Genomic DNA, 20,668 nt, shown 5'->3' with positions numbered 1-20,668 from the left:
CTTAGCTAATAGATTCCGTCCAGTCTTGGTTGTTACTTGTGTCAATACCGAGAGAAATGACGTTCGAGCCGACCTCCATTTCCCCGAGGAGGACTGGCACCGGGCGACCTTGCCCGACACGGTTTTCCGCACTGGTAAATGAGTTATTCGTTAGCGTGTTTGTCTCAGCCGCTTCCGCTGACGTTTTAGTTTTCATGTTGCGGGACATGTATACCGAGTACGCAATTGAAGCCACACTGACAGCAACCGCAATCCATGCCGCAGCAGCGGCAGTGATAGCGCCTTCGACTACCGGCACAAACAGGACTACAGAACCATCTTTCAGGTGGCGATCCAGATGCCATTGCATAGCCGATGCCTCAACATCCTCGCCCGCTATTCGGATCCGAAGTCTTGTATTGAGGAATGCTTTTTTGAATTCGTGATTCTGGGCAAGAAGCAGTCGCAGTCCCTGAGCGGGCGTATCTACGTTCAGAGGGATTTGGCGGTAAAATCGGCGTAAACTGCCAGCAAATTTAAAGATGAGCACTGTTCATGTCTCCATATGGAATGCATCTGCTTAACATATGCCGGACGCATTGGCTCTCTCCGGCTCAGGTGTCCGGCGTGGTCATGGTGAAGCACCATGTTTTCGTCGAGGAGAATCATTGCGTGGCAAGGGTCAGCGCCGGGGAATGGCTGCCTGATGATGACGTCACCTGGTTGCGCTTCACCCGTCGATACCTGGCGGAAGCCGTTGAGAGGCATGTTGTTCAGATAAAGATTTTCACCACGTAACCACCACCCATTAGTGCGTTCGAAGTCAGGAAGGTCAATTCCGCAAAGATGATACGCATCCCTGAACAGGGTGTAACAGTCCATGACACCATGCTTGAACTTGCGCCCCAACAGCAATGGAACAGGCCTGAATTTCAGTATCCGGCCATCGCACGCCAGCCACCACGGAAGACCACTGGTAACCTGCATCTGGCGATCAGCGCCAGACAGGAACGGTACGTTTTGTGGGTGCGAGTGAAAGACTGCCGTCACCTCTCCTGCTTCCTCGGCCACCAGCCAGTCATCATCACTGATACGGAAATGCATACCTGGATCGGGATGTATGTTCCGACAGCGGAACAGCCGTTCGTCATCAATGATTAAGCCGCACACTTCATCCTGCGATGACGCCGCATAATCGAGTAATTCTTGCATCAGGAGACCTTTTGAGAGCCGGGGAAACTGCTGATTGGCATTGGTTCCGGTCGCGGATAACGGAAACGGCAGCCGCTACGGCGGTGAGAGCACTTATCTTTCGCCGGGTCTGCGGTTGGATTATCGCGCTCATCTGCAACTGGCGGCCCGTCATATCCACACCCAACGCCGCGATACTGCCACTGGCACACGTCAGCCAGAATAGTGCGAGCCGGGATAATGGCGTTATCGCAGTCAATCGGTGTCGCCAGCGTGTAGGTCACCTGTTCAAACGTCTCTTCCGTCATCTCCTCGACAACGTAGCGGGAAACGGCCTCCTGTGTCGGGTCTGCATCAGGATTACCGTTCGGAAAGTTAACCGCATCAAGATATTTTACCGGCACCTGACGCCTGGTGATTACCACGCCAAGCATGTCATCAAAATCGTGGTTAATCCCGGTAATCAGGCCGGTCACGTTCGCCACAACCATTGTTGGCCTAGCATAGGTCCCTTCGTTCTTCGACTCGAATCCTTCCACTGCTATCGGGTAAGCCTGGTACTGGTTGCCTTTCCAGATAACATTACCGTAATAACCATTTGTACCGGAATGGAAGCGGATAAGGTCACCGCCATATGGTTGCAGGTCTGCTTCGAAAAGGTCAATGAAAGCGCCGACTCCGGCATCGACGCTATCAATAATCATATTGTCTGGTATGTCGCGCACAGCAACCTCCCATAAAAAAAGCCACCCGGAGGCGGCTTGTTGTTAATCCCATTCTTCGTGTGATGCTGCATCATTCAGCGCATGAGCTATCACTTTCTTTTGCCAGTCAGTGAATGTCGACCACGCCTCTTTTAGTTGAGGAGTGATATAGTTTCGCCAGTTATGAGGCCCACCCACTGCGCTAAAGTCAGGATACTTCCAGTCATCCGCTTCATATCGACAGCAGTGCTCTACATCATCGTGCTCTCTCTGCCTCTTTTCCTTCTCGCTTAACGATTGAGGCTTTACTGGAGGCTTTGCAATCACAGCACCTTTCAATAATTTAATCATCGTGGTACCTGCTCAAACGTTGCCGTCAATTCAAATAGCGGCCCCGTCTTCGTTAAACTCCAGGAGCGGCAGACAAACAGCGCCTGAACTCCGGTATCAGATGGCGTCCAGTAGAACGCTTCTACCGCCATTCGAGCCCTGAGAAATGCCTCAGCATCCTTCGCTGGATTGCTACGGCACGCTCCGCTGACGCCGCGAAAGGTGAGAGAGTATTTATCCATGAGCGGATTGATACCCTTGGTCTGGCGCTGCTCGTAACCGTCACCGAGCTTAACAACGGCTACGTTTGGGGTACGTTCAACCTGGTACGCTCGCTGTGGTGTCCATGTGAATGTTTCTGGCATTGATTACTCCCAATAAAAAACCCGCCGAGGCGGGTTGTACGAATCTTGATACCTTGTCAGAAGCCAGCTACCAAGTCTTTCAGTTGCTGCTTTGCGTTTTCAATGGATTGAGTTTCAATATCTGCCAAGGAAACGTCTTTATCTAGCGGGAGATTAACAAAGACACGAATCCCCTCGTGGCGAAGGGCATAATCCTTAAATTCAACTGTAACCAGCACACCCTGTCCATTCGCGTTATCGAAAGCAGTGATGTTGCCAACTTCTGTTTCCATTGCCATTGCTTGGCTCCTTTTCAATATTCAAAATCAACGCTTATTTCTAGGCTGTATCATACCATTTGGGCGGTTGGCTTGGTCATTGATCTGAAACAGAGCAACCTGCTTCATAGATTTAACAATCCACGCCTTTGTTGCATCGTCTATGCCGCCGGTGGTGTTAATTTCGAAGGTAATGTGCTGAACTACGCTGCTGCCACCACTACCACTTCCATGCATATCTCGGTTGCTAATCACCCGCCCGTTATCACCCGGTATCATGTACTGACTACCATTGCTGGCCTGAAATATTTCAGGCTTTCCGTGCTCGCCTACCCGATACATAGAACCTGCATCTACAGGCCCACCGTTGTAGCGAGCACCTGCCACCGCCATTCCTTTTGCAGCCAGCAATGAACCGGCATATGCAGTCTGTCCAACAGCAGCAGCGCTACCCATGGTTGCGATTGAAGCGCTTATTGCGGCCGGAGCCCATGCAGATGCAGCAGCTGTAGCCTGAGCCATCGTCGATGCCAGTGATGCAGCAGCAGCGGCCTGACCCATTAACTGACTCTTGACCCACTCTATCCCCATCTGCACCAGACTACCGACAACACTATTGAGGATTGTCGTGCCGATGTTGGCGAATGCTTCCTGCAGGCTTTGGGTACCATTGATGAGACCAGTTATCGCATTGGTAGCGCCACCTTGAAGAGAATCAACAGCCGCGCCGAGCATACTATTAATCTCGCTTTGCTGCTGCCATTCCTCCCACATTGCGGCCATGCGTTTCTGATGATACTGATCTTCAATTCCTGCACGGACGGCTTCTGCTTCTGCAATTTTTTGTGGGTAAAGTTGCACATACTCGTCAAGCTGCGCCATTTGCTGTGCGTAGGTGTTATCTACTGCTGCAACTGGTGATACCTGCCCCTGTAGCCCGGTAAAGTTTTGACCCGCCTGTGTGCGCTTCCTTTCCTCTTCTGCTGCCGCTTTGGTTGCCTGCTGTATTTTCCATATGGATTCCGCTTGCTGTTCAGCTTTGGCAATCTGCTCTCCTGATGCTTTGTTTCCAAGAGCAACTACAGCGTCGTATTTCGCTAATTCGAGAGAGCCATTGGCGTACCCAGTGTTCAGCCGATCGAGTGCGGCTTGTTGGCGGGTAAGGGATTGAGCTGCCTCATCAACAGCCTTAGAACCTTCTTTTGTGGACTTTGTTGCTGCGGAATCAGCCTTTTGAAGATCGTATCGTTTCGCTGCTGCTTCTTCAATCTGACGCATCTGATTAGAATGTGCATCCACTCCGGCGTCAAGCGCCGCCTGCCTTGCCTCAGCTACAGCCCTTTCTCTTTTATCGGTTAATGAAAGCAAGGCATTTTGCTTTTCAAGGCTGGACAGGAGTTTATCTCCATCCTCGCTACGCATAACCATCAGGCTAGAAGAGTTGTATTTCTCCTTCGCCTTTGCAGCGAAATTAATCATGTCGCCAAGCTTGCCCATCATGCCAGCGGCAACACCCGCCTCCTCCCCATCCCGGCGAAGCAGGTCAATTCCCTCACGGAACTGACCGTTAGCTTGAGCCCTAAGCAAGCCAAGAGAGCTGGTTGTTCTGCTTAATTTATTCTCGGCCTGCTCTACCTTATCAGCTTGCACGGCCAGATTGCGATTAGCCTCTGCTAAATCATCAGCTACCGCTGCCGTCCCTCTAATCTGTGCGGCTTGTTCAATAAAGGTTTTTTTCTGTTCAAGCTGCTCATATTCAGCTCTTAAACTAGCAATTGCATCTTGCTGATCGATGATGGATTGCTCTGTTTTCGCAATAGCGGAAGCTATCTGCACAGAGCTCATCTCCTTCATTTTGGCTGTCAGGCCATCAAGAGAGTCAGCAAAATAAATGCTCTCCTGCTTCGCCTGCTGTACTTTTTGATAGAGGTAATACACGGCAGTCGCTGCAAGCATTGCAAAGCCAGCGGGGCCACCAACAAGAGAAAGAGCCTTCCCGGCAGCGCTAACCCCGACAGAGGCAGCCCTTGCCGCTGCGACCGCCCTAGTTGATGCAGCAGCCTGTGTGTTTTCAGCTTCCGCAAGAGCAAGAGACGCAGTACTGGCCCTTGATTTTGCTGCAACAAGCGCATCCATCGCTAACATTTCAGCAGTGCTACCCTTTGCAACGTTATATTCAGCCTGGGCCAGCGCGAGAGAAGAAAGAGCAGCCTCTTTATCAGCCAGAGCCTTACGCTGAACAGAATTAGCAGCGAACAAAGCAGCCTGTGCTGCCTGCCTTTCTGCGACAAGCTGCTGGCGCGATGCTGCAATATCATCAATTTTCTTTGAGGTAGCCATTGTCAGTGCACCAACATAACGGCTACCCATAACAGCAGCAGCGGCGGTCAGGATGGCACTAAGAGCGCCGATGTTCTCACTGACGCTGATTGCGGCATCGTTGAAAATCGCTGTGCCGGTTTTTACCGTGGAGTTTTCACCAAAGAACTTGGTGATGTTGTTCCCGGCTACCTGCAACGCCTGACTGATAGTTGTCGTGGTATTGGCAAACTCATTGCCAATCGTTACCCCCTGTGAAAGTAACCCGTTAACCACAACATCAGTAGTCAGTTTTCCAGCGGCTGCCATCTGACGCATCTGCCCAATGCCAACACCCATAGAGTCGGCAAGTGCAACTATCAGACGGTTGCCCTGCTCATTCACTGAGTTAAATTCTTCACCGCGCAGCGCGCCAGATGCCAGCCCCTGAGACAACTGGATAATAGCGTTTTCGGCCTCTTGCGCGGTCGCACCGGAGACAACAAACCCTTGGTTGATGATGGTAGTCAGCTTAGCCAGATCATCAGCGCTGGTTCCATATTCCCTAGTTGCTCGCTCCAGCCTTGCATACAAAGAAGCTGTAGCGTCGAGGCTGCCGCGAGTTTGCTGCGTGATGTTGAATACTCGCTCAGTAACGTCAACCAGCCGCTCGCCAGGCCGAAGGGCGTTTGCTAGTTTGTTGTTGAGAGTAGTCCATGCGTCAGCGTATTGAGCCACCTGCTGCACAGACAAAATAGCCATAAGAGAAGTGGCAACCCGGCTTAAGCTACCGAAGGATGATGTTAACGATGAAGCTGCCTTATCTGCGCGGTTGAATCCACCTTCCATGCCGTCTGTTATATCGCGGACCTGCTTATCAGCACGCAGTAGCTGAGCCGTATCAGCTTTAATTACATATTCAATATCACCTACGTTCTCGGCCATTTCACTTTCTCCGGGCAATAAAAAACCCCGCCGAAGCGAGGTTGATTTTTAGTGAATTATTTTCTTAGTTAGTCATATCTGTGATCTAATATAGATGGACCACATCCGTATACTTTATCACCGCCGATAATAAAGAACTTATGCTCTCCCCTATATGGCTTGAATGATGCCTTCATTGAGCCTCCATTGAAGACAAATGAATACTCTTCGCCATTCCATTTAGGTTTTGCTCCCATACTAACCCCCCCAGCTATAATCATGGCCGGAGACTCACCAGTTATCATTGTGACATCACCGAATACTAAGCAATTAGTTGTGAAGGCATGTTTTTCTTTCATGAAGAAGGTTTTTGCATCTGTTGGAGAAAGTTTCTCCACCATTTTCATTTCTTCCTGACTTGCTCTTTTTGTCTCCTCAATCAAATCTGCTTGAGCTTCTGCACTACCATATTCTAAGGCGGCTTCCTTAGCGCATGAGAAAACATTTGGATAGAAATAAGTGCTTCTTACTGGTCTGATAGTCTTCGGATAAGAAGCCATCCTGTAAGGCTTGGTGTTACACATAGCAGCAGCGCGCGATACTACGTTATTTGGTTTGCCAAAAGCTTGATAAATAATAACATAATCACCCGCTCGATAATCGACTGGCTGCTCATGAGATGCACACCCTGACAACGCCAGCGCAAACACAACACTCCCAAAAACCTTCTTCATATCCCTATCCCCTTTGGTAAAAGATGAGGGAATCGTATCAGGGATCGGAGCAACAGGAAAACCCGCGGTTAAGCGGGTCTTTTTAATGGACCTAAAATCATCAGATTAGTAGTGATGTAACGAAGGTGGTAATTCTTTATTCTTGAGTCTCATCCATGCGGAAAGATTAGTTATTCCGTCAGGTTCATTAATATCAGCATCTCGCGTGTGATTGATTAAAACGTCTCTCGCCATTCCAATGATGTACGAGAACTCATGGCCGTAGTCGTAGCACTTTCCTGAATAGTTCGATTGAATCTGTTTCATTGCAGGGTACAGTTCGCGAAATAATGCCTGCGATCGGTTGGCATAATCCCACAACCATACAAGGCTGTTTGCTTCTTTTGCTGAAAGCTCGTTGGTTTTCTTCTCTTGCCTGCCGATGAACTCACCTTCAAGCACCACGCGGTGAACGTACTCTACGGCCAGCGGGATTTGTTCGAGTGAAAGTTCATCAATACTATCAATGTTAAAGCGCTGATGAACCATAGTGTATGCATCGTCATAACGGAGTCCTTTCTTTCCTACCAGCATAGTCACGGCGTCGCGCAAAGGTGTGCGCTGATCTACTGTGGTTTTCTTGCGGTGGTTCTTAACCTCACCATTAGTCCAATATTGATAAAGGACGTCATCACACTCTTCCTGATAGCGAGACACTTTTTCGCGCAGCTCAGGGCGAACCTTTCCTACATTAATGGTATGCAACCAGCCTGGTAGTTTGCGGAGGGCCAGGCACGACATATCCCTGTTTTTACCGTCTGCCGCAACCATTGTGATTTCCACAACGGATGATTTGAAACGATTTTTGATCTTGGTAAATTGCGAAGCCCAATCCAACCCCATGCCGTCAACAATAGGTTTCATCGGGGTGAATGGCTCACCATTATAGCTCACCAAGTACAACGTATCGCCGTGGAATGGCACATTGATTGTAGTGATCTGCGCTGCTATACTCATATTCGTTAGTTCCTTGGAAGTTACTGACAAATTTGAAGCCTCGTTGGTTGCCGCCTTCGGGGCTTCGCTGTTTTTACTACCCATTCGCACGTTCCTCTCGCAGACTCTTTGCCAAACGCTGCACAATTGCAGAATTGATAGAAATACCATCCATTTCAGCCATGCGCCGAATCTCTTCTTTCATACGTTCTGGCAAGCGGAGTTGGAAGCTCTGGGTTTTTCGTCCGGTATAAGTCATGTCGTGCATATTTTTTTCTCCATCAAAATGATACCAACTTGGTTCTAGAACCAATTTAGCACCATTTAAAACAATGTCAAGTTGGTGCTATTGTTTGTTATCACAATTGCGTTATCGAGGATTTATGAGCAAATTCCCCAGCCATGAGATGGACAGATTTAACATCAGACTTCCTGCTGGAATGAGAGAAGCCATAGCTCTTAGGGCAAAGGAAAACGGTCGCTCCATGAACACTGAGCTTGTCTTTATAATTGATGAGGCTTTGAAGTCCCCCATTCCCGCAGATGTAGATAACTCAAGAATAATGAAACTCTATTCTAATCTCGCTGAGAATCGCCCGACCAATGAGGAGGAATTTGAAAAATGGGAAGGTGAGATGATTAAAGCTATATTCTACTTATTAGATAGCATAAATTCTTATTCTCAAATGTATCAAGCTCTTAAAAGCTTACGACAAGATGCTTCTAAGAAGGTTTTTGGTGATAACGAAGTCGAATTTTAGAAAAGCATAAGCCCACCTAAGTGGGCTGTACGCACCATTCATCACGCTGCCGCATAAAGAAGCTTCATCTGCCCTTTGACGGGGAATGCTGCCATGCAACGGGATTCGAAATCTCGATAGTCGGAACAACCGTTAGCAATGCTGGTCACAGCAATAATCTGATTCTCAACCAGTTTAAGTGCGTCTGGTTTTAGGTGTTGGTGGATTTTCTCACCGACCGCCAGTCGTGCTTTTACATCCGCGTAGACTTCAGCAGGCAGGACCGGCCCGTAAATCCACTTAGCGCTAATAAGGCTGAATAACATTGGTTTTCGGTCATTTCTATGGCGTGGAAGCCCGGTCATTCTGAATAGTGCATCATACAGCGGGTCATTAAAACGCTTTTCCCACGAAGACGGATCGCTAAGCAGAAAGATTGCCTTAATGCGCTCATCATCAACAGGTGCTGTATGGCCGCGAATAATGGCGTCTATTTGTTCGTCACACCAGATTTCAAAATCGACAGAAAGCCAGCGCGCAAAGCGAACAGCCAGTTTTGGGTGCAGCCATGTACCACCGCCACGATCTTTACGCGCCCGACTGGTTTTTACATACGGGATTTTCCCGTATCTACGCTCAAGTCCTTGAATATATGATTCAGTTTCCGGCAGACGGAGGAATTCATTTGGCACTTTATCGAATTTTTCCGCTGCTGTTGTTGCATCAATCCAGCCATCCTCATAGAAGCGCATCGAGTGGCCTTCGAAATCAACTGGGATAATGTTAGACATCGTTCCTTCCTTTTTGGTGATATGAGCCAGTTCCCCAGATATGGACAGCCCAAGAGCGGCACGATGGAAGCCACCGTCCTATCTCTGTCTCATATCCCGAAAAGGGCTCCTGGTTTTATTTGCGCGGGGAATGCGCATTTACTGCGGATACAAAAAAGCCCCGCGGATGCGAGGCATTGTCTTAAAAGTCACTTGTCGAATTTCTTAAGACGAGAGATTTTTTAGTGCGGCCCATGCCTCTGCGCATCCATCGCCAGCATTTGTTCTGCCCAGTCCATGACTTCGTCGTACTTCTCCTGAGTGGGTACTTTGGCTTTCTCTTTCTGCGGGAACTTGGCGTTCATGGCGGCGCGGAAGCTGGTCATTGTCATATTCCAGGCGTCTGACTCACTCATGCCGAGGTGAGCAACAGCGGTGTAGACGAATGACCGAACATCGAATTTGTCGCTGTATTCACCTTTCTTTCCTTCGAATTCTTCCGGTGGCTGGTCGCCCATTACACCATGAAGAATCAGATGGCGGGCAATCTGGATAACATCCTCGATCGGGATGGCTCCCGGCTTGAACAGAAGTTTCCCCGCACCAGTCACCGAGTAGGAACCGATAACTTCAGCAACGTCACCTTCAGAACAGCGCTTGACTACGTTGGCTGCAGCTGCCGCCATTTCAGCAAAGCAGCGGGCATTAGCCGCTTTTAGTATCTGGGGGTCAGCAATTCTGTGCTTTGGGTAATGGCCCGCATGAACTTTTACGAAAACATCAACGATTTGTTCAGGCGTTCCGATTCGGGACATAGCCAGAAATGAAGGGTTGAGAAATATCTCTTTGTCGCCGGCGCGAATGACAACCTGGCCGATATCGGTAATTGCTTTCATGAATTCCCATAAGAAAAAGGAGGACGGAGCCTCCTGAGTAAGAAATTACGATGCGTTGACAGTCACCGTGGCCGGATTGGTGGTTACACTGGCTGCGGTGCTGGAACTAATCTGACAAGTATATGAACCAGAATCGCCTGTTGTCGCACTGGGCTTAGTATATGTAGCTGTCGTACCACCGGAGCTCACATTGGTTCCGTCTTTTTTCCATTGATAAGTCAATGACGAGCTATCTGAAACAGTAGCTGCAACTGTCAGAGTCAGGATGTCGCCAGCAGTCAGTGTTTTACCCTGCGGCTGGGTGGTAATGGTAATAACTGCCCCGACATCACGCACATCAACCTGACCTGCACTTGATGCCTCAATGGACCACGTTGCCACATCATCGTGTGGAGCTTCATCACCCCATGAAGTAACCATGAATGGCCCTTCGGTGATATCGTTTGGAGAGATGATTTTGAACCACACATACGGCTGGTTGCTGGTCTCCGCTGGCGGGTTATAAACGTGACGCTTCAGCGCGTTTTGCGCGTATACATCCTCTTTGCGGGTAACGCCGTCACCAGAGAACGAAATGTTCTTATAGGTAACAAGATTTTCCTGCGTAAACGCGGCGCTCATATCGGCAGTTGCATCTGCGGTTTCCCACTCTGCATTAACTGTTTTACCGCGCATCATGCCGAGTCGCTGGTAAGCGCTGGCGGTAGGTTGTACTTCCGGGCAGCCAATCGCGTAATAAACGACGACATCACGCCCTGTGAAAGCACCTGCTTCACATGCCATGTCTTTATCTCCGTATTATCGGGAAATGATGGTTTGAAAGGAAATATCGAAGAGGTAACGACCCTCTTCGGTCTGGATGGCGGTAATTCCGCCGATTGGCTGCATCGAGATGATGCACTCAGTCTGGTAGTCGTCGATCATCGCCTGGCGGATTGCATCAGCGCGGTCTTCAACTTCGTTAATATCACTGTCGTTCTGTCCTGACAGAACAAGGATGCGAAAAAAATCTCGCGTTATGGCTTCCTCGGGCTTACCACCGCCGTTTTGCTGGATAACAAGGTATCTTTCCCCTTCCGTACCTTCCAGCTCGTTCCAGAAGCGTTTCTGGACGCGGTAACCGACATCAAACCCGTGAGATTGTAACCACACTCTCAGCGCGTCATACACCTCGCTACGCGTCATACTTTGTATCCTTGCCTGATGATGGCCTTAATCTCGTTGAGCCCATCTCGCTCGAAGCCTTTACGGAGAAAGTCCGGCTCACCGTTAGGGTCCCAGTAATTCCCGCTGCCGTCCGGCCTTGGCTTACCTTTTAGCTTGCCCTTTGCAGCATTAACCGCGGCTGCATAATTAGCCGTATAACCCACTCTGCCAATCATTCCTGACGGTATTGGTTCGAGCTTCTTGTACTGGCTATTTATGAGGGTCGACGACTTAACGGGGGTAATTACAGCGGCATGATTGGCGCCGGCATTCATCACCAGATAGAGAACCTTCTCCGTGCGTATGCCAGCTATGTCACTAAGTACCCGGTGGGTATTCATCTGGACGCGCTTGATACCTTTAACGGGCATGATTACCTCACGTCATTATTTTGTAATCTGGCTCTTCGCCGAAAAATGACATATCCCAGTCGGTTACGGCCCTGATAACGTTCGCGCCGGCTTTAAGCGGATCTGATAGCGCCGTGGTGTCACCTCTGGCGATGTACCAGTCTCGCTGTGGCATGCTTGCGGTGACGCCATTACGCTTCAGCTCAGTGAAGAAAATCAGGTTGGTGGTGAACTCTTTACCACTGGCATCAACAGCAACTTCATTGTTCGCCGTCCAGGTGCAGTCAATCAGGTATGGGATGCCGTTTGTCCAGGTGTTGTTCCAGTCGTCATAGACGCGAGGATAGACAGTGGCGACGTTGGTATAACACCACTTAGCCGTGACTGACACTATCATCCTCCCACCGGATAACCTCCGGGTTCTCAGCTGCCACCTTTCGGCACAGCAAATACCATTCACCGTTACTTTTAACGTAGCCAGTGACCCGCCGTCCGCTGTCAGTGATAACCCATACCTTTACGAATGGCTCAGGAAGTCTCTGCCTGACCGATATTAAAGCCATCAGCGGCTCCCGTTACACATGCAACCGCCTTTGCCTATCCAGATACCTGCGAAAGCGGTATTTGTTGGGTCAGGGGGGATGAGGCCATTGGCACAACCGAATTTGTCAGCGCCACGCAACAGTGATAAGGAACCCTTCCATCGGTCAGCAAAAGACTGATACCGAAATGAACGCGATGCGCCGTTAGGCGCGGTCTGAGAGCTGATGTATCTATCACCCTGCCCCAACGCCATTAAACCCAGTAAATAGGTCTGAATTAGCAGCGCCGTTGCGGGCGGGTAATGTGCATCGAGGCACTCCTGAATGCTGTTAGCCTGCTCTACGATAGCCTGCAGAATGAAATCTGGCAGCGTGATACCCACTGACTCCAGATATTCCTTGGCCTGTTCTGTGGTAATCATGCGAGCCTCTTATAGCCCTCCGAAGAGGGCATAAAAAAACCGCTTTCGCGGCTATTCGTTTTTACGGGGTCGGCCTGATTTCGCTTCTGGAGTTGCCGGTGTTAGGTCACTACCCGCCTCTCCACGCATCAGACGAACGTTCGACTTCAGGGCTGGATGCAGTTCTTTTATATCCACCACATCGCCAACCTTTACGCCGAACCATGGTCGTACAACTTCGTATTTAGCCATACCATTTCCTTACACAAGGTTAGCGCCATAGACAACTCCGGACAGGCCTTGGTCGTCTGCGGTGATTTGCAAACCTTCAGCAGACATGATCTGGAAGTTGTAGTTAACGTTAGGTAACGGACGCGGCAGCGGCACGACGCCAACAGCCATACCAACCAGCGGAGAAATGATGTCCTGACGGCGAACATAGGCAATGAACTCGTTGCCACTCAGCGCAAAGGTCGGGCGAATTTCACGAACAGGCGCAAATGGCAGCACAGCATTCAGTACGTTGCCGCTAACTACGCCGTTTACTACATACGGTTGAGCCAGGTTAGCCCAGATTTCAGGTGACACCCACATCACATCATACTGAGCGACTTTGTTGGCGCGCGCCAGCGTACCAAATGCGCCTTTCCCGAAGAAAGCAAACAGTGCTGTCATATCGGCAGTGGTCAGGTCTATATTTGCGCCACCCGAACCAGAACCCAGGTTGATCTTCTTGGTGTTACGGTGATTTTTGATACCCTGTGCCGGGTAGGACTGCACCTGAATATTCGGGTCGCCGTTCAGATAGTAGTTGACGCGCTTCTGGTTAAACTTGCGCATTTTAGCCATCTGCGAATCCAGCACAAGGTCAATACCTACAGAGTTAAGACCAGCAGCATGACGCCAGTTCACGCCGTAACCTGCGGTGAATACCGGAATCGGGTTGCCATCACTCGCATATTCGGTATGGTCAAATGAGAATGGAGCCTGACCGTCAATGCTCACAGACACATCATCAGCGATATCACCAATAACGTTGTAGAGCTTTGCAGTTTTGCCAACAGAAAGAACAGTCTGCACACCAATCAGGTCGTTGACGATTTCCATGCCAACCTCCTGATCACGCAGTTGCAGCACCTGACGGTCAATCTCGGCCCAGAAATCACGCGTAAAACCGCCTACAGCATTAACCGCCAGCCATTCAGGAGTCATATTAGAACGATTTGCCGCAATCATAGCATCATGCTGTGCGTTCCACATGTTTCGGTTTGCCCAAAGCTCATTCCAGTGACCACCAAGGCGCGAGTTAGTCGCCAGTGTCTCTTTAGAGAAATACATATATGTTTATCCTTTTGTTACGCGCCTGCAGCGGCAGCAGTGCCAACGCGCATACGAACGCGAATGAAGTCGGTGGTGCTGGCTGCGATGGTGAACTCGTCCTGGCTGTAGCCGATTACTGAATCGGTGTCGCCAGTTGCCAGTGTGAATTGACCAGCCGCGCCAAGCTTAATCGGGCTGTCCTTCTTGTACGCACCAGGTACACACAGAAGCGCAAGTTCACGACCTTCTTCGACATAGTTGCCAACAGCAGAATCGCCAGCAGGAACGGCATCACGAATGCCAAGCCCCTGATGATAAGCACAATCAATAATGTACATGCGGCCAGTTAATGCTGTGGCTTGTGCGAACTTACCATCACCGTTAATAGTGACGGCGGTGCCTGGCAGTAGTTCTGCGGCGGTGAGACGGGTTTCGGTCTTGTAGAGCGATTTCCCGTCGATATTAACGCGACGATAACGTGACATTATCCAGGCTCCTTATTTGAAGTATTCAGATGCGGCAGGTGCACCGGTTTCTTTCTGCTGTTGCGCAGAGTTGGTACCCAGCGGCGCGGATTCACCGATTGTTTTAAACATCGCATCCAGTGCTTCGCCTGAAAGAGCGTTAGCCACGATCTCGCCGTGAACTTTCGCCACCGCTTCACGCTTGGCTTTCTCTTCTGCGCGGGAGTTGGCAGTCAGAGTTTCAGCCAATTGCTGCTGGTTGGCCTGCAACGCATCTACCTTTTCTGCGAGAGGCTTGATCGCTTTTTCGGTATTGGTGGCAACGGCCTCGCTAACCATGCTGCCGAGTTGTTCCAGTTCTTCTTTGGTTAAAGGCATGTCGCCCTCCGTTTTGTGGTTTGTTGCAGGCTGCTCCTGCGGTGTGAAAAGAGATTTGAATTTGTTGGCGACGATAGCCACCCATGATTCCTGTCGTGCGACTGACGTTCCGGTGTCGTCGAAGGTGATTGCGCCGCCATCTGACTTGTAGCCAAATACCTCAGCAGTACCGCCATTTCTGACGATTACCGCCTGAGAATCAGTGAAATCAGCCACCCAGGCATATTCATCCGCGCCCGCCGCAAACTTCGCTTTGGCTGCGCGATCGAGGCGCTGCTCGCGCTCCCGGTAGGATTCTCCCACCAGCGCGCCTGAGTTCGCCTTAAGCGGCTGCGCCAGATCAGCGTTAACCATCAGGCCAACGCCCTGCTCCGGAGTAGCGGCTCCAACTTCGTGCAGCAGGATCGCGTCGTGGTCCATACCGTGGATATCTGCCACCCACTCAGCACCTGTGGCGCGCTGCTGATCGTTGGGCTCAAGCTGGTCGAGGAATGCGGCAACACTGGTATGAATCGGCGGAACGTCTTCACCGCGCTCAATGGCAGCGACACGTTCAAGCAGTTCCCTGCCACCTTCAGACTCGCTGGCGCGGGCCACATCAACCCACTTTTCGAGGTAGATGCGATTACCGGACTTCTTAACGTTGCGGTTCCACGCGCCGATATGGCCTGCGTTAATCCCCTCAGGCGAGAAAGCAGAAACAAACTGACCGTTAACCTGAGGATGCCCAAGCGGTGCCAGGGTGCCTTCCAGCCCTTTATAGTGGGCGTCGATTTGCTCTTGCGTGTACAGCCCGCCATTCATTACGACGTTCGCCGGCAGCGTGTAGCTCGGCAGCACCAGGTGCTCACGCCCGTTGTATGTTTCGCGCCTGATAGACTGGCTGTTCACCTTCGTGGTGATGTTTACCTGAATAGGCATAGTTATTTCTCCGCCCAAGCGTAACCGCGCGCCTGCATCGATTTATATTCTTGTTTGATTTTGGTAATGGTGTCTGGGAACTGAGGCCTTCCATCGTCGTCAACCAGAACTGACTGTTGGCTGCATTTGCAGTTGATACTGTTCGCATCCTTTGCATACCATTCACGAACCTCTTCATTTGTGTAGAGGTGAGCATGGCGCACGGCGTGGGTGTGTCGCGTTGTCGGTGACAGCGCCGAGATGTGAACCAGAAGCGTTTTCAGGCCGAAGAGGTCATTCGCCTCCTGGTCTTCATCCCACTTGGCTCGACGCAGCGCGGTAGTCACTTCGGTTCGCGCTATACGGTTAGCCCTGCGCTTCTCGATGCCAGTCTGTGCAGTAAGGTTCCTGGCAATATCCAGCGGATTAAGACCTCGCCCCACTCCATCAGTCAGCACGCGCGCCATATCGCGCTTAACGTCAGCGCTCAGCCCCTTCATTTCCTCAAACACACGCGCATGTACCAGCGCCATACGTTGCTGATACGGGTCACTCGCGAGGATTGCCGCCAGTGACTCGCGTCCCGCTGCATACACAGGTGATTGCTGGCTGAGGTTGTAGAAGGCTTGCCCTGTCCCTTTCTCAGCAGCCAGGTCGATGTACTCGTAAAACCACAGGTCGTATTCGTTACCATCAAGCAGCACCTGGTCTACCAGGTAACTGGCATCGTTCAGGATGATGGAGAGCAGCGTTGGGTTTAGCTGGTATTCGTATCTGGCGTTTACTGCGAGGGAGGAAGGTATTTTGTCGAGTGCTGATTTGTACGCTTTGCCAATCTTATTCATCCGCCTGGAGAAGTCTTTCATTGCCCGGCGTTCCAGCGCATCGGCTCCGGTCGGATCCTGATAGTTACGCGGCAGAATCGGTGGCTTTGCCCTCTTCGTCACCATCCTCTTCTCCTAACGGCTCTTCGTCATCATTGTCATAGCCAGCAGCTGTGCGAATCTCCTCACGGCTAAACGCCGGGTTGTCACCGCTGCCCAGCATGGTCTGGTTAATCTCGCCCATGGTCTTGGCGTTGGTGAGCTTTTCAGTACCGGTCTGTTCGTTCAGGTTATCCCATATCACCGCTTTCTGGCTGACGGAGTCGATAATCTGCAGCTCAATGAGCTTGTCGCAGAAGTCCTCTATCTCGAATGACAGGTCTACGCGGCGAGACTGACATCGGGCGTTGAAATATTTTTGGTCTTCAGTACTTGAACGTTCTGCCTGCTGATTACCAACCAGAATTCGCGTAGGAATATCTACCCCTGCGGCTGCTGTCTGGAGGTTCACGTTGTATGTTGCTGTAGGGTCCGCAACTGATGTAACGAGGGGTGTAACTGTCGCCCCCTGTGTGGTCATTAGCACGTCGTTACCACGGTTAATTTCCCCGGCAACTTCGTTAAACTTATCCTGTAGTTCATCGATACTCACGCCATACAGCGACGCCAGATTTGTGAAGTCGATTTCCTTTTCGAAGTTGACATTAAGCTGGCGTGCAGCGTTCTTCAGGAACGACTCACCTGAACCACCTTCCACCTTCTCCAGACTGACAAAGGCGTTATATGCTGGTTCAAGGAATCCGATTGCATCTTCTGAGTAATCACCCAGGATGAATACTCGGTCAGGGTGAATATCCACACGGCGGCTTGAACCATTCGGCAACCGTTCGGTGTACTTCCACATCTTCGGCTGGCCGTATGTCTTCGAGTTAATGCCAGTGTCCCACTCGCCAACCTTCAACGACCCAGCCCATGACACGGAAACCTTCTGTAGCCCACGACCTTTAGTGGCAGGCAGATTCCAGTCTTTTCCATCTCGGATGTGCAGCAGGATTCCGGCATATCGCCCGACAAGACGACGGCGATCCGCCTCAGCGAATGAGCGCCATAATCGGTTGGTGAATACCTGTTTGGACTTTTTCTCCCAGGCGGTTTCGTCTTCGCTATCGTCGGCATCGTCACCCTCAATGATTTCCGGGTTGGTCTGCCAGCACTTGCCAACAAGCTTCTCTACAGCACCGTGGGCAATACCACCGCGCCGGTACAGGGAGTAGAGGTTTTCGTAGGTGACCAGCTCAGGGAAGCCGTATTCGCACCATGCGGAATGGCGCTTATTATCCAACCCCATCGTCGGCACCATCAACCCCATACGGGCGCGTGCCATCCGCGCATCGTTCAACGCATGGTTGACGGCGAGAGTTAATTTGTCAGTCATGGTTTATCCGTTAGCGTTTCATCGGTGGGATTTTTGGTCCTTTTGCCGGATTGAATGATTCAACCTTTCTGAGCGTCAGCGACCGGCAATGCCTTGGGTTGTAATACAGTAGCGAAACATAATCGAAGCGGATGATCTTTCCGCATGCACTGCACCAATATTCGGTCACGCCGAGTCCTCATTAGTGAATTTCAGGCAATAAAAAAGGCCGCCGTAGCGACCTGTACATTTAAAGATATTTCACTGTGTGTTCAATACGTAATCTGAAATATCTTCAGCTAGCTTCCCATATTTTTTGGCAGCTTGCTTGAGGGTATCATCAGCCAATGTTGAGACTTTTTTGTTTAAAATGTAATCCCTCACGTACTGCTCGTGGATCAATACACCTGGATTTTCCGCAATAATTTTTTTTAACGCCAGATAGAAGAGTTTTTCTTCATCGGGATGAAGAGTGTACCAGGTGCTACGAGAAAGCCATGAATCAAAGTGATGAAGTCCAGAGATCATATCGCTATCCTTTTCCAGTGATGAAGAATACCAATATAACCGGTGGATTTTTATGTTCAAGCTATCTGCCCTGAAGGCGCTTAGGAATCATCATCCCCATCGATTTAGGTTTGCGTTTGATATACCCGTCCAGACCGTACCGGATTCCATCCCAGCAGTGGTTGTTCTTATCCTCGATAATCGGCAAGACTTCGCCAGTGATACGGTCTGTTTTGTACGAGTAAAGCCGCGCCTCTTTCGCCGTTTCTTTACAGCGAGGATGGATGATGATCTTCTTAAATCCACGTAGGAAGGTGATGCCGTCCTCTACGCTACCCTGCCATTTCTGAGCAGCTGAGATATTGAATCCCTGCCCTTTGATATGGCTGATAGTTTCTGGCCTAGAGTTGTCGGCTTTGATGGGCCATTTACGCGCTTCAGGGATACCGGGGAATTTCGCATCGTCAGTGACCTCCCAGTCCTCAAGCTGTTTCGGCGTGGCATCGGTTTTGCCTGCATAAAACTTCCACATATCGTCGAGCTCTACGCCATTGCCGTAGGCCTCGTATTCGATGTAGAGGTTGTTATCCAGAATGAACATGCGAATAAGCGTGCTGGGGTCTTTCGCGAATCCGAAGTCAGCACCGAACAGCAAGCGCTCTGATTTCCTCCATAGATTGTCTTCGAAGCTCTGCACGATGTATTTGTTAGCCAGCACCTGCTTATCTGAGTTTTCGAGGTAAGCCCCCTCCCATATCCACGCGTAATCTGCGTAATCAAGGTTTGCCAAGTCTTCCTGTCGCTCTTCCTCAAGCACAGCAGGGAACCATGGATTGTCGACATAGTTCATCTCGACAATAATTGAGCTTTTTGGGGGATTCTTTCTGAAAAGTTTGTCGGTGGCGCTGCCGTCCTTCTCCGGGTTCCACGTAACCCAGATTTCTGAGCCTTCTTCACGAACGGTCGGGCGAAGCTTTTTCCACGCAGTCGAAGAAACGGACTCGGCCTCGTCAACCCAGGCTACAAGAATTCGCGCTTTTGATTTGATGCTGTCTAGGTTATGGCGAAGACCGCAGAATACATAGCTGACCTTGCGATTCTTTGTCCTGATGTATTTCTCTCCAATGTCGAAGTAATCATCAAGCCACGCCACGGAGCGAATTGCCTGCTTTACCTCCTCCATGGAGGATTCTTCCAGCGAGTTCATGTATTCTCGAGCGCACAGGATAACTCCACTGATATTGGCTTCTGCCGCTTGGTACGCTTTGACGGCAGTCATTAGTGCAAAAGTACGCGTCTTAGCAGATCCACGTCCGCCGTGAGCGCCACGATAACGGATTCCTTCTGTCGCGAATACAGGAACTAACTTGGCAGGTATCTGGAGGTCAACTTGGCTTTCCATTTGCTGGGTCAACTCCTACCAGGCGAATAGTGGTTGGCTTCGTTGCCATAGTTCCATCAGATGAGGTGTGATCGATAATCTGCTTATCAAGGCCGACCAGCTTAGCCTTGCCCATTGTCGCCGCTACAGCTGCAGATGATTGTGGCGTCTCGGCGCTTAAGGCTTTTTGTCTGGCCTCTTCCAGTTCAGCGAGGAGAGAATCGACGGTGACGTTATGGCGTTGCTTAATCTCGCCCCTCAATTCTTTTATCCTTAGGGCTATCTTAGGGTTATCCTGCAACTTACATGCTTGAACATGTACTGCCTCCGGCTTCATCTTGTCAGCAGCATACGCCGTCCGATAAGCCTCAGAAGCATTACCCGTTTCGATGTATGCCTGACAGAAAGCTTCTTGCTTAATTGTCAGACCTGTCATATTGGAATATTCCACTAGTTATTGAGTATCATGCCTACAGGCACACATAAAACATATTCTGCTTTATCGAGCCTTTACGATAGAAAGCTCTGTAAAACACTCTCGATTTCTTCTACCCCCGCATCGAGATGGCGAGCAATGAGGGATAAACCAGCCATCGTAAAAGCTGCAAACCCCGGTATGCATCGTTATTGATTATCATTGCACACTCACGCAGAAGGATTTCCCATTGAGGGCTGCGGTCATTGTTAATGCGGTGATACTGCGACGATACAACGCTGTTATTTCCTCACTTACTGGCTTGGGTTGTTTATCTGTACTGCTGCTAATTGAATATTGTTTGACAGGAAATAAACTCAGGTTTCATTATCAAGCCCACCCG

Annotated in this window: 28 protein-coding genes; 1 reads left to right on the top strand and 27 read right to left on the bottom strand. The window is 50.3% G+C overall.

Annotation, left to right across the window (positions count from 1 at the left end):
• Position 1: 1 nt before the first annotated feature.
• The 10 genes from NA624_RS17485 to NA624_RS17440 form a co-directional block, all read right to left on the bottom strand.
• Complete coding sequence (locus NA624_RS17485; RefSeq protein WP_000904513.1) at positions 2-529, bottom strand: tail assembly protein; 528 nt, start codon at positions 527-529, stop codon at positions 2-4.
• Complete coding sequence (locus NA624_RS17480; protein ID WP_001156982.1) at positions 472-1,191, bottom strand: C40 family peptidase; 720 nt, start codon at positions 1,189-1,191, stop codon at positions 472-474. The genes NA624_RS17485 and NA624_RS17480 overlap by 58 nt, the downstream gene beginning before the upstream one ends.
• A complete protein-coding gene (locus NA624_RS17475) occupies positions 1,191-1,895 on the bottom strand; it encodes a phage minor tail protein L (RefSeq protein ID WP_001204737.1) in 705 nt (234 codons plus the stop codon). Before NA624_RS17475 ends, NA624_RS17480 begins: the two co-directional genes overlap by 1 nt.
• A 42-nt stretch (positions 1,896-1,937) precedes the next feature.
• Positions 1,938-2,225, bottom strand: coding sequence for a hypothetical protein (locus NA624_RS17470; protein WP_000593667.1), 288 nt, complete (start codon positions 2,223-2,225; stop codon positions 1,938-1,940).
• Complete coding sequence (locus NA624_RS17465) at positions 2,222-2,569, bottom strand: phage tail protein (RefSeq protein WP_001115296.1); 348 nt, start codon at positions 2,567-2,569, stop codon at positions 2,222-2,224. Before NA624_RS17465 ends, NA624_RS17470 begins: the two co-directional genes overlap by 4 nt.
• Positions 2,570-2,625: 56 nt before the next feature.
• The gene (locus tag NA624_RS17460) at positions 2,626-2,847 is read right to left on the bottom strand and encodes a hypothetical protein (protein ID WP_001240563.1); all 222 of its coding nucleotides are present in this window, start codon (positions 2,845-2,847) and stop codon (positions 2,626-2,628) included.
• Positions 2,848-2,874: 27 nt separating this feature from the next.
• Positions 2,875-6,069: a tape measure protein gene (locus NA624_RS17455; protein ID WP_000829987.1), complete on the bottom strand. Its 3,195-nt coding sequence runs from the start codon at positions 6,067-6,069 to the stop codon at positions 2,875-2,877.
• Between the two features lie 68 nt (positions 6,070-6,137).
• A complete protein-coding gene (locus NA624_RS17450) occupies positions 6,138-6,782 on the bottom strand; it encodes a hypothetical protein (protein WP_000755142.1) in 645 nt (214 codons plus the stop codon).
• A 105-nt stretch (positions 6,783-6,887) separates the two neighbouring features.
• Positions 6,888-7,862, bottom strand: coding sequence for a phage antirepressor Ant (locus NA624_RS17445; protein ID WP_000534978.1), 975 nt, complete (start codon positions 7,860-7,862; stop codon positions 6,888-6,890).
• Positions 7,855-8,025 carry an Arc family DNA-binding protein gene (locus NA624_RS17440; protein ID WP_000543813.1) on the bottom strand — a complete coding sequence of 57 codons (171 nt, stop codon included), beginning with the start codon at positions 8,023-8,025 and terminating at the stop codon, positions 7,855-7,857. The genes NA624_RS17445 and NA624_RS17440 overlap by 8 nt, the downstream gene beginning before the upstream one ends.
• A 115-nt stretch (positions 8,026-8,140) precedes the next feature.
• Here NA624_RS17440 and NA624_RS17435 point away from each other — a divergent pair, with 115 nt between their 5' ends.
• A complete protein-coding gene (locus tag NA624_RS17435) occupies positions 8,141-8,518 on the top strand; it encodes an Arc family DNA-binding protein (RefSeq protein WP_000033148.1) in 378 nt (125 codons plus the stop codon).
• Positions 8,519-8,559: 41 nt separating this feature from the next.
• Here the strand turns inward: NA624_RS17435 and NA624_RS17430 are convergent, their stop codons facing one another.
• The 17 genes from NA624_RS17430 to NA624_RS17350 form a co-directional block, all read right to left on the bottom strand.
• A complete protein-coding gene (locus NA624_RS17430) occupies positions 8,560-9,288 on the bottom strand; it encodes a KilA-N domain-containing protein (RefSeq protein WP_000065273.1) in 729 nt (242 codons plus the stop codon).
• Positions 9,289-9,509: 221 nt separating this feature from the next.
• Positions 9,510-10,163, bottom strand: a complete 654-nt coding sequence (locus tag NA624_RS17425) for a DUF6246 family protein (protein ID WP_000644473.1) — start codon at positions 10,161-10,163, stop codon at positions 9,510-9,512.
• Positions 10,164-10,208: 45 nt separating this feature from the next.
• Positions 10,209-10,946 (bottom strand): phage tail tube protein, encoded by a 738-nt coding sequence (locus NA624_RS17420; RefSeq protein WP_000742045.1) that lies wholly within the window; start codon positions 10,944-10,946, stop codon positions 10,209-10,211.
• Positions 10,947-10,961: 15 nt separating this feature from the next.
• Complete coding sequence (locus NA624_RS17415) at positions 10,962-11,348, bottom strand: phage tail termination protein (RefSeq protein ID WP_000198520.1); 387 nt, start codon at positions 11,346-11,348, stop codon at positions 10,962-10,964.
• Positions 11,345-11,740, bottom strand: coding sequence for a hypothetical protein (locus NA624_RS17410; protein ID WP_001144356.1), 396 nt, complete (start codon positions 11,738-11,740; stop codon positions 11,345-11,347). Before NA624_RS17410 ends, NA624_RS17415 begins: the two co-directional genes overlap by 4 nt.
• 7 nt (positions 11,741-11,747) lie before the next feature.
• Positions 11,748-12,110, bottom strand: coding sequence for a hypothetical protein (locus NA624_RS17405; protein ID WP_000117091.1), 363 nt, complete (start codon positions 12,108-12,110; stop codon positions 11,748-11,750).
• Positions 12,094-12,282, bottom strand: coding sequence for a hypothetical protein (locus NA624_RS17400; RefSeq protein WP_001174016.1), 189 nt, complete (start codon positions 12,280-12,282; stop codon positions 12,094-12,096). The genes NA624_RS17405 and NA624_RS17400 overlap by 17 nt, the downstream gene beginning before the upstream one ends.
• Positions 12,282-12,683, bottom strand: coding sequence for a DUF7370 family protein (locus NA624_RS17395; RefSeq protein ID WP_000633372.1), 402 nt, complete (start codon positions 12,681-12,683; stop codon positions 12,282-12,284). Before NA624_RS17395 ends, NA624_RS17400 begins: the two co-directional genes overlap by 1 nt.
• A 51-nt stretch (positions 12,684-12,734) precedes the next feature.
• Positions 12,735-12,914, bottom strand: a complete 180-nt coding sequence (locus NA624_RS17390; RefSeq protein ID WP_001151798.1) for a hypothetical protein — start codon at positions 12,912-12,914, stop codon at positions 12,735-12,737.
• A gap of 9 nt (positions 12,915-12,923) precedes the next feature.
• Positions 12,924-14,000, bottom strand: coding sequence for a major capsid protein (locus tag NA624_RS17385; RefSeq protein ID WP_000273927.1), 1,077 nt, complete (start codon positions 13,998-14,000; stop codon positions 12,924-12,926).
• A gap of 17 nt (positions 14,001-14,017) precedes the next feature.
• The gene (locus NA624_RS17380) at positions 14,018-14,467 is read right to left on the bottom strand and encodes a gp53 minor capsid family protein (protein ID WP_000092740.1); all 450 of its coding nucleotides are present in this window, start codon (positions 14,465-14,467) and stop codon (positions 14,018-14,020) included.
• A gap of 12 nt (positions 14,468-14,479) precedes the next feature.
• Positions 14,480-15,745, bottom strand: a complete 1,266-nt coding sequence (locus NA624_RS17375) for a hypothetical protein (protein WP_001122569.1) — start codon at positions 15,743-15,745, stop codon at positions 14,480-14,482.
• A 2-nt stretch (positions 15,746-15,747) separates the two neighbouring features.
• On the bottom strand, positions 15,748-16,674 hold the full coding sequence (locus tag NA624_RS17370; protein ID WP_000256772.1) for a phage minor head protein: 927 nt from the start codon (positions 16,672-16,674) through the stop codon (positions 15,748-15,750).
• A complete protein-coding gene (locus NA624_RS17365; protein WP_000130169.1) occupies positions 16,634-17,983 on the bottom strand; it encodes an anti-CBASS protein Acb1 family protein in 1,350 nt (449 codons plus the stop codon). The genes NA624_RS17370 and NA624_RS17365 overlap by 41 nt, the downstream gene beginning before the upstream one ends.
• A 240-nt stretch (positions 17,984-18,223) precedes the next feature.
• Positions 18,224-18,490, bottom strand: coding sequence for a hypothetical protein (locus tag NA624_RS17360; RefSeq protein ID WP_000623181.1), 267 nt, complete (start codon positions 18,488-18,490; stop codon positions 18,224-18,226).
• Between the two features lie 61 nt (positions 18,491-18,551).
• Entirely contained in the window at positions 18,552-19,871 is a 1,320-nt protein-coding gene (locus NA624_RS17355) for a PBSX family phage terminase large subunit (protein ID WP_000445798.1), read from the bottom strand.
• Complete coding sequence (locus NA624_RS17350) at positions 19,855-20,286, bottom strand: terminase small subunit (RefSeq protein WP_000147264.1); 432 nt, start codon at positions 20,284-20,286, stop codon at positions 19,855-19,857. Before NA624_RS17350 ends, NA624_RS17355 begins: the two co-directional genes overlap by 17 nt.
• Between the last annotated feature and the right edge of the window lie 382 nt (positions 20,287-20,668).

This window comes from Salmonella sp. NW38 (assembly GCF_051807745.1).
Classification (GTDB): Bacteria; Pseudomonadota; Gammaproteobacteria; order Enterobacterales; family Enterobacteriaceae; genus Salmonella; species Salmonella enterica.
The sequence above is the reverse complement of the archived record's forward strand: the minus strand, read 5'-3'. Positions and strand labels throughout refer to the sequence as shown.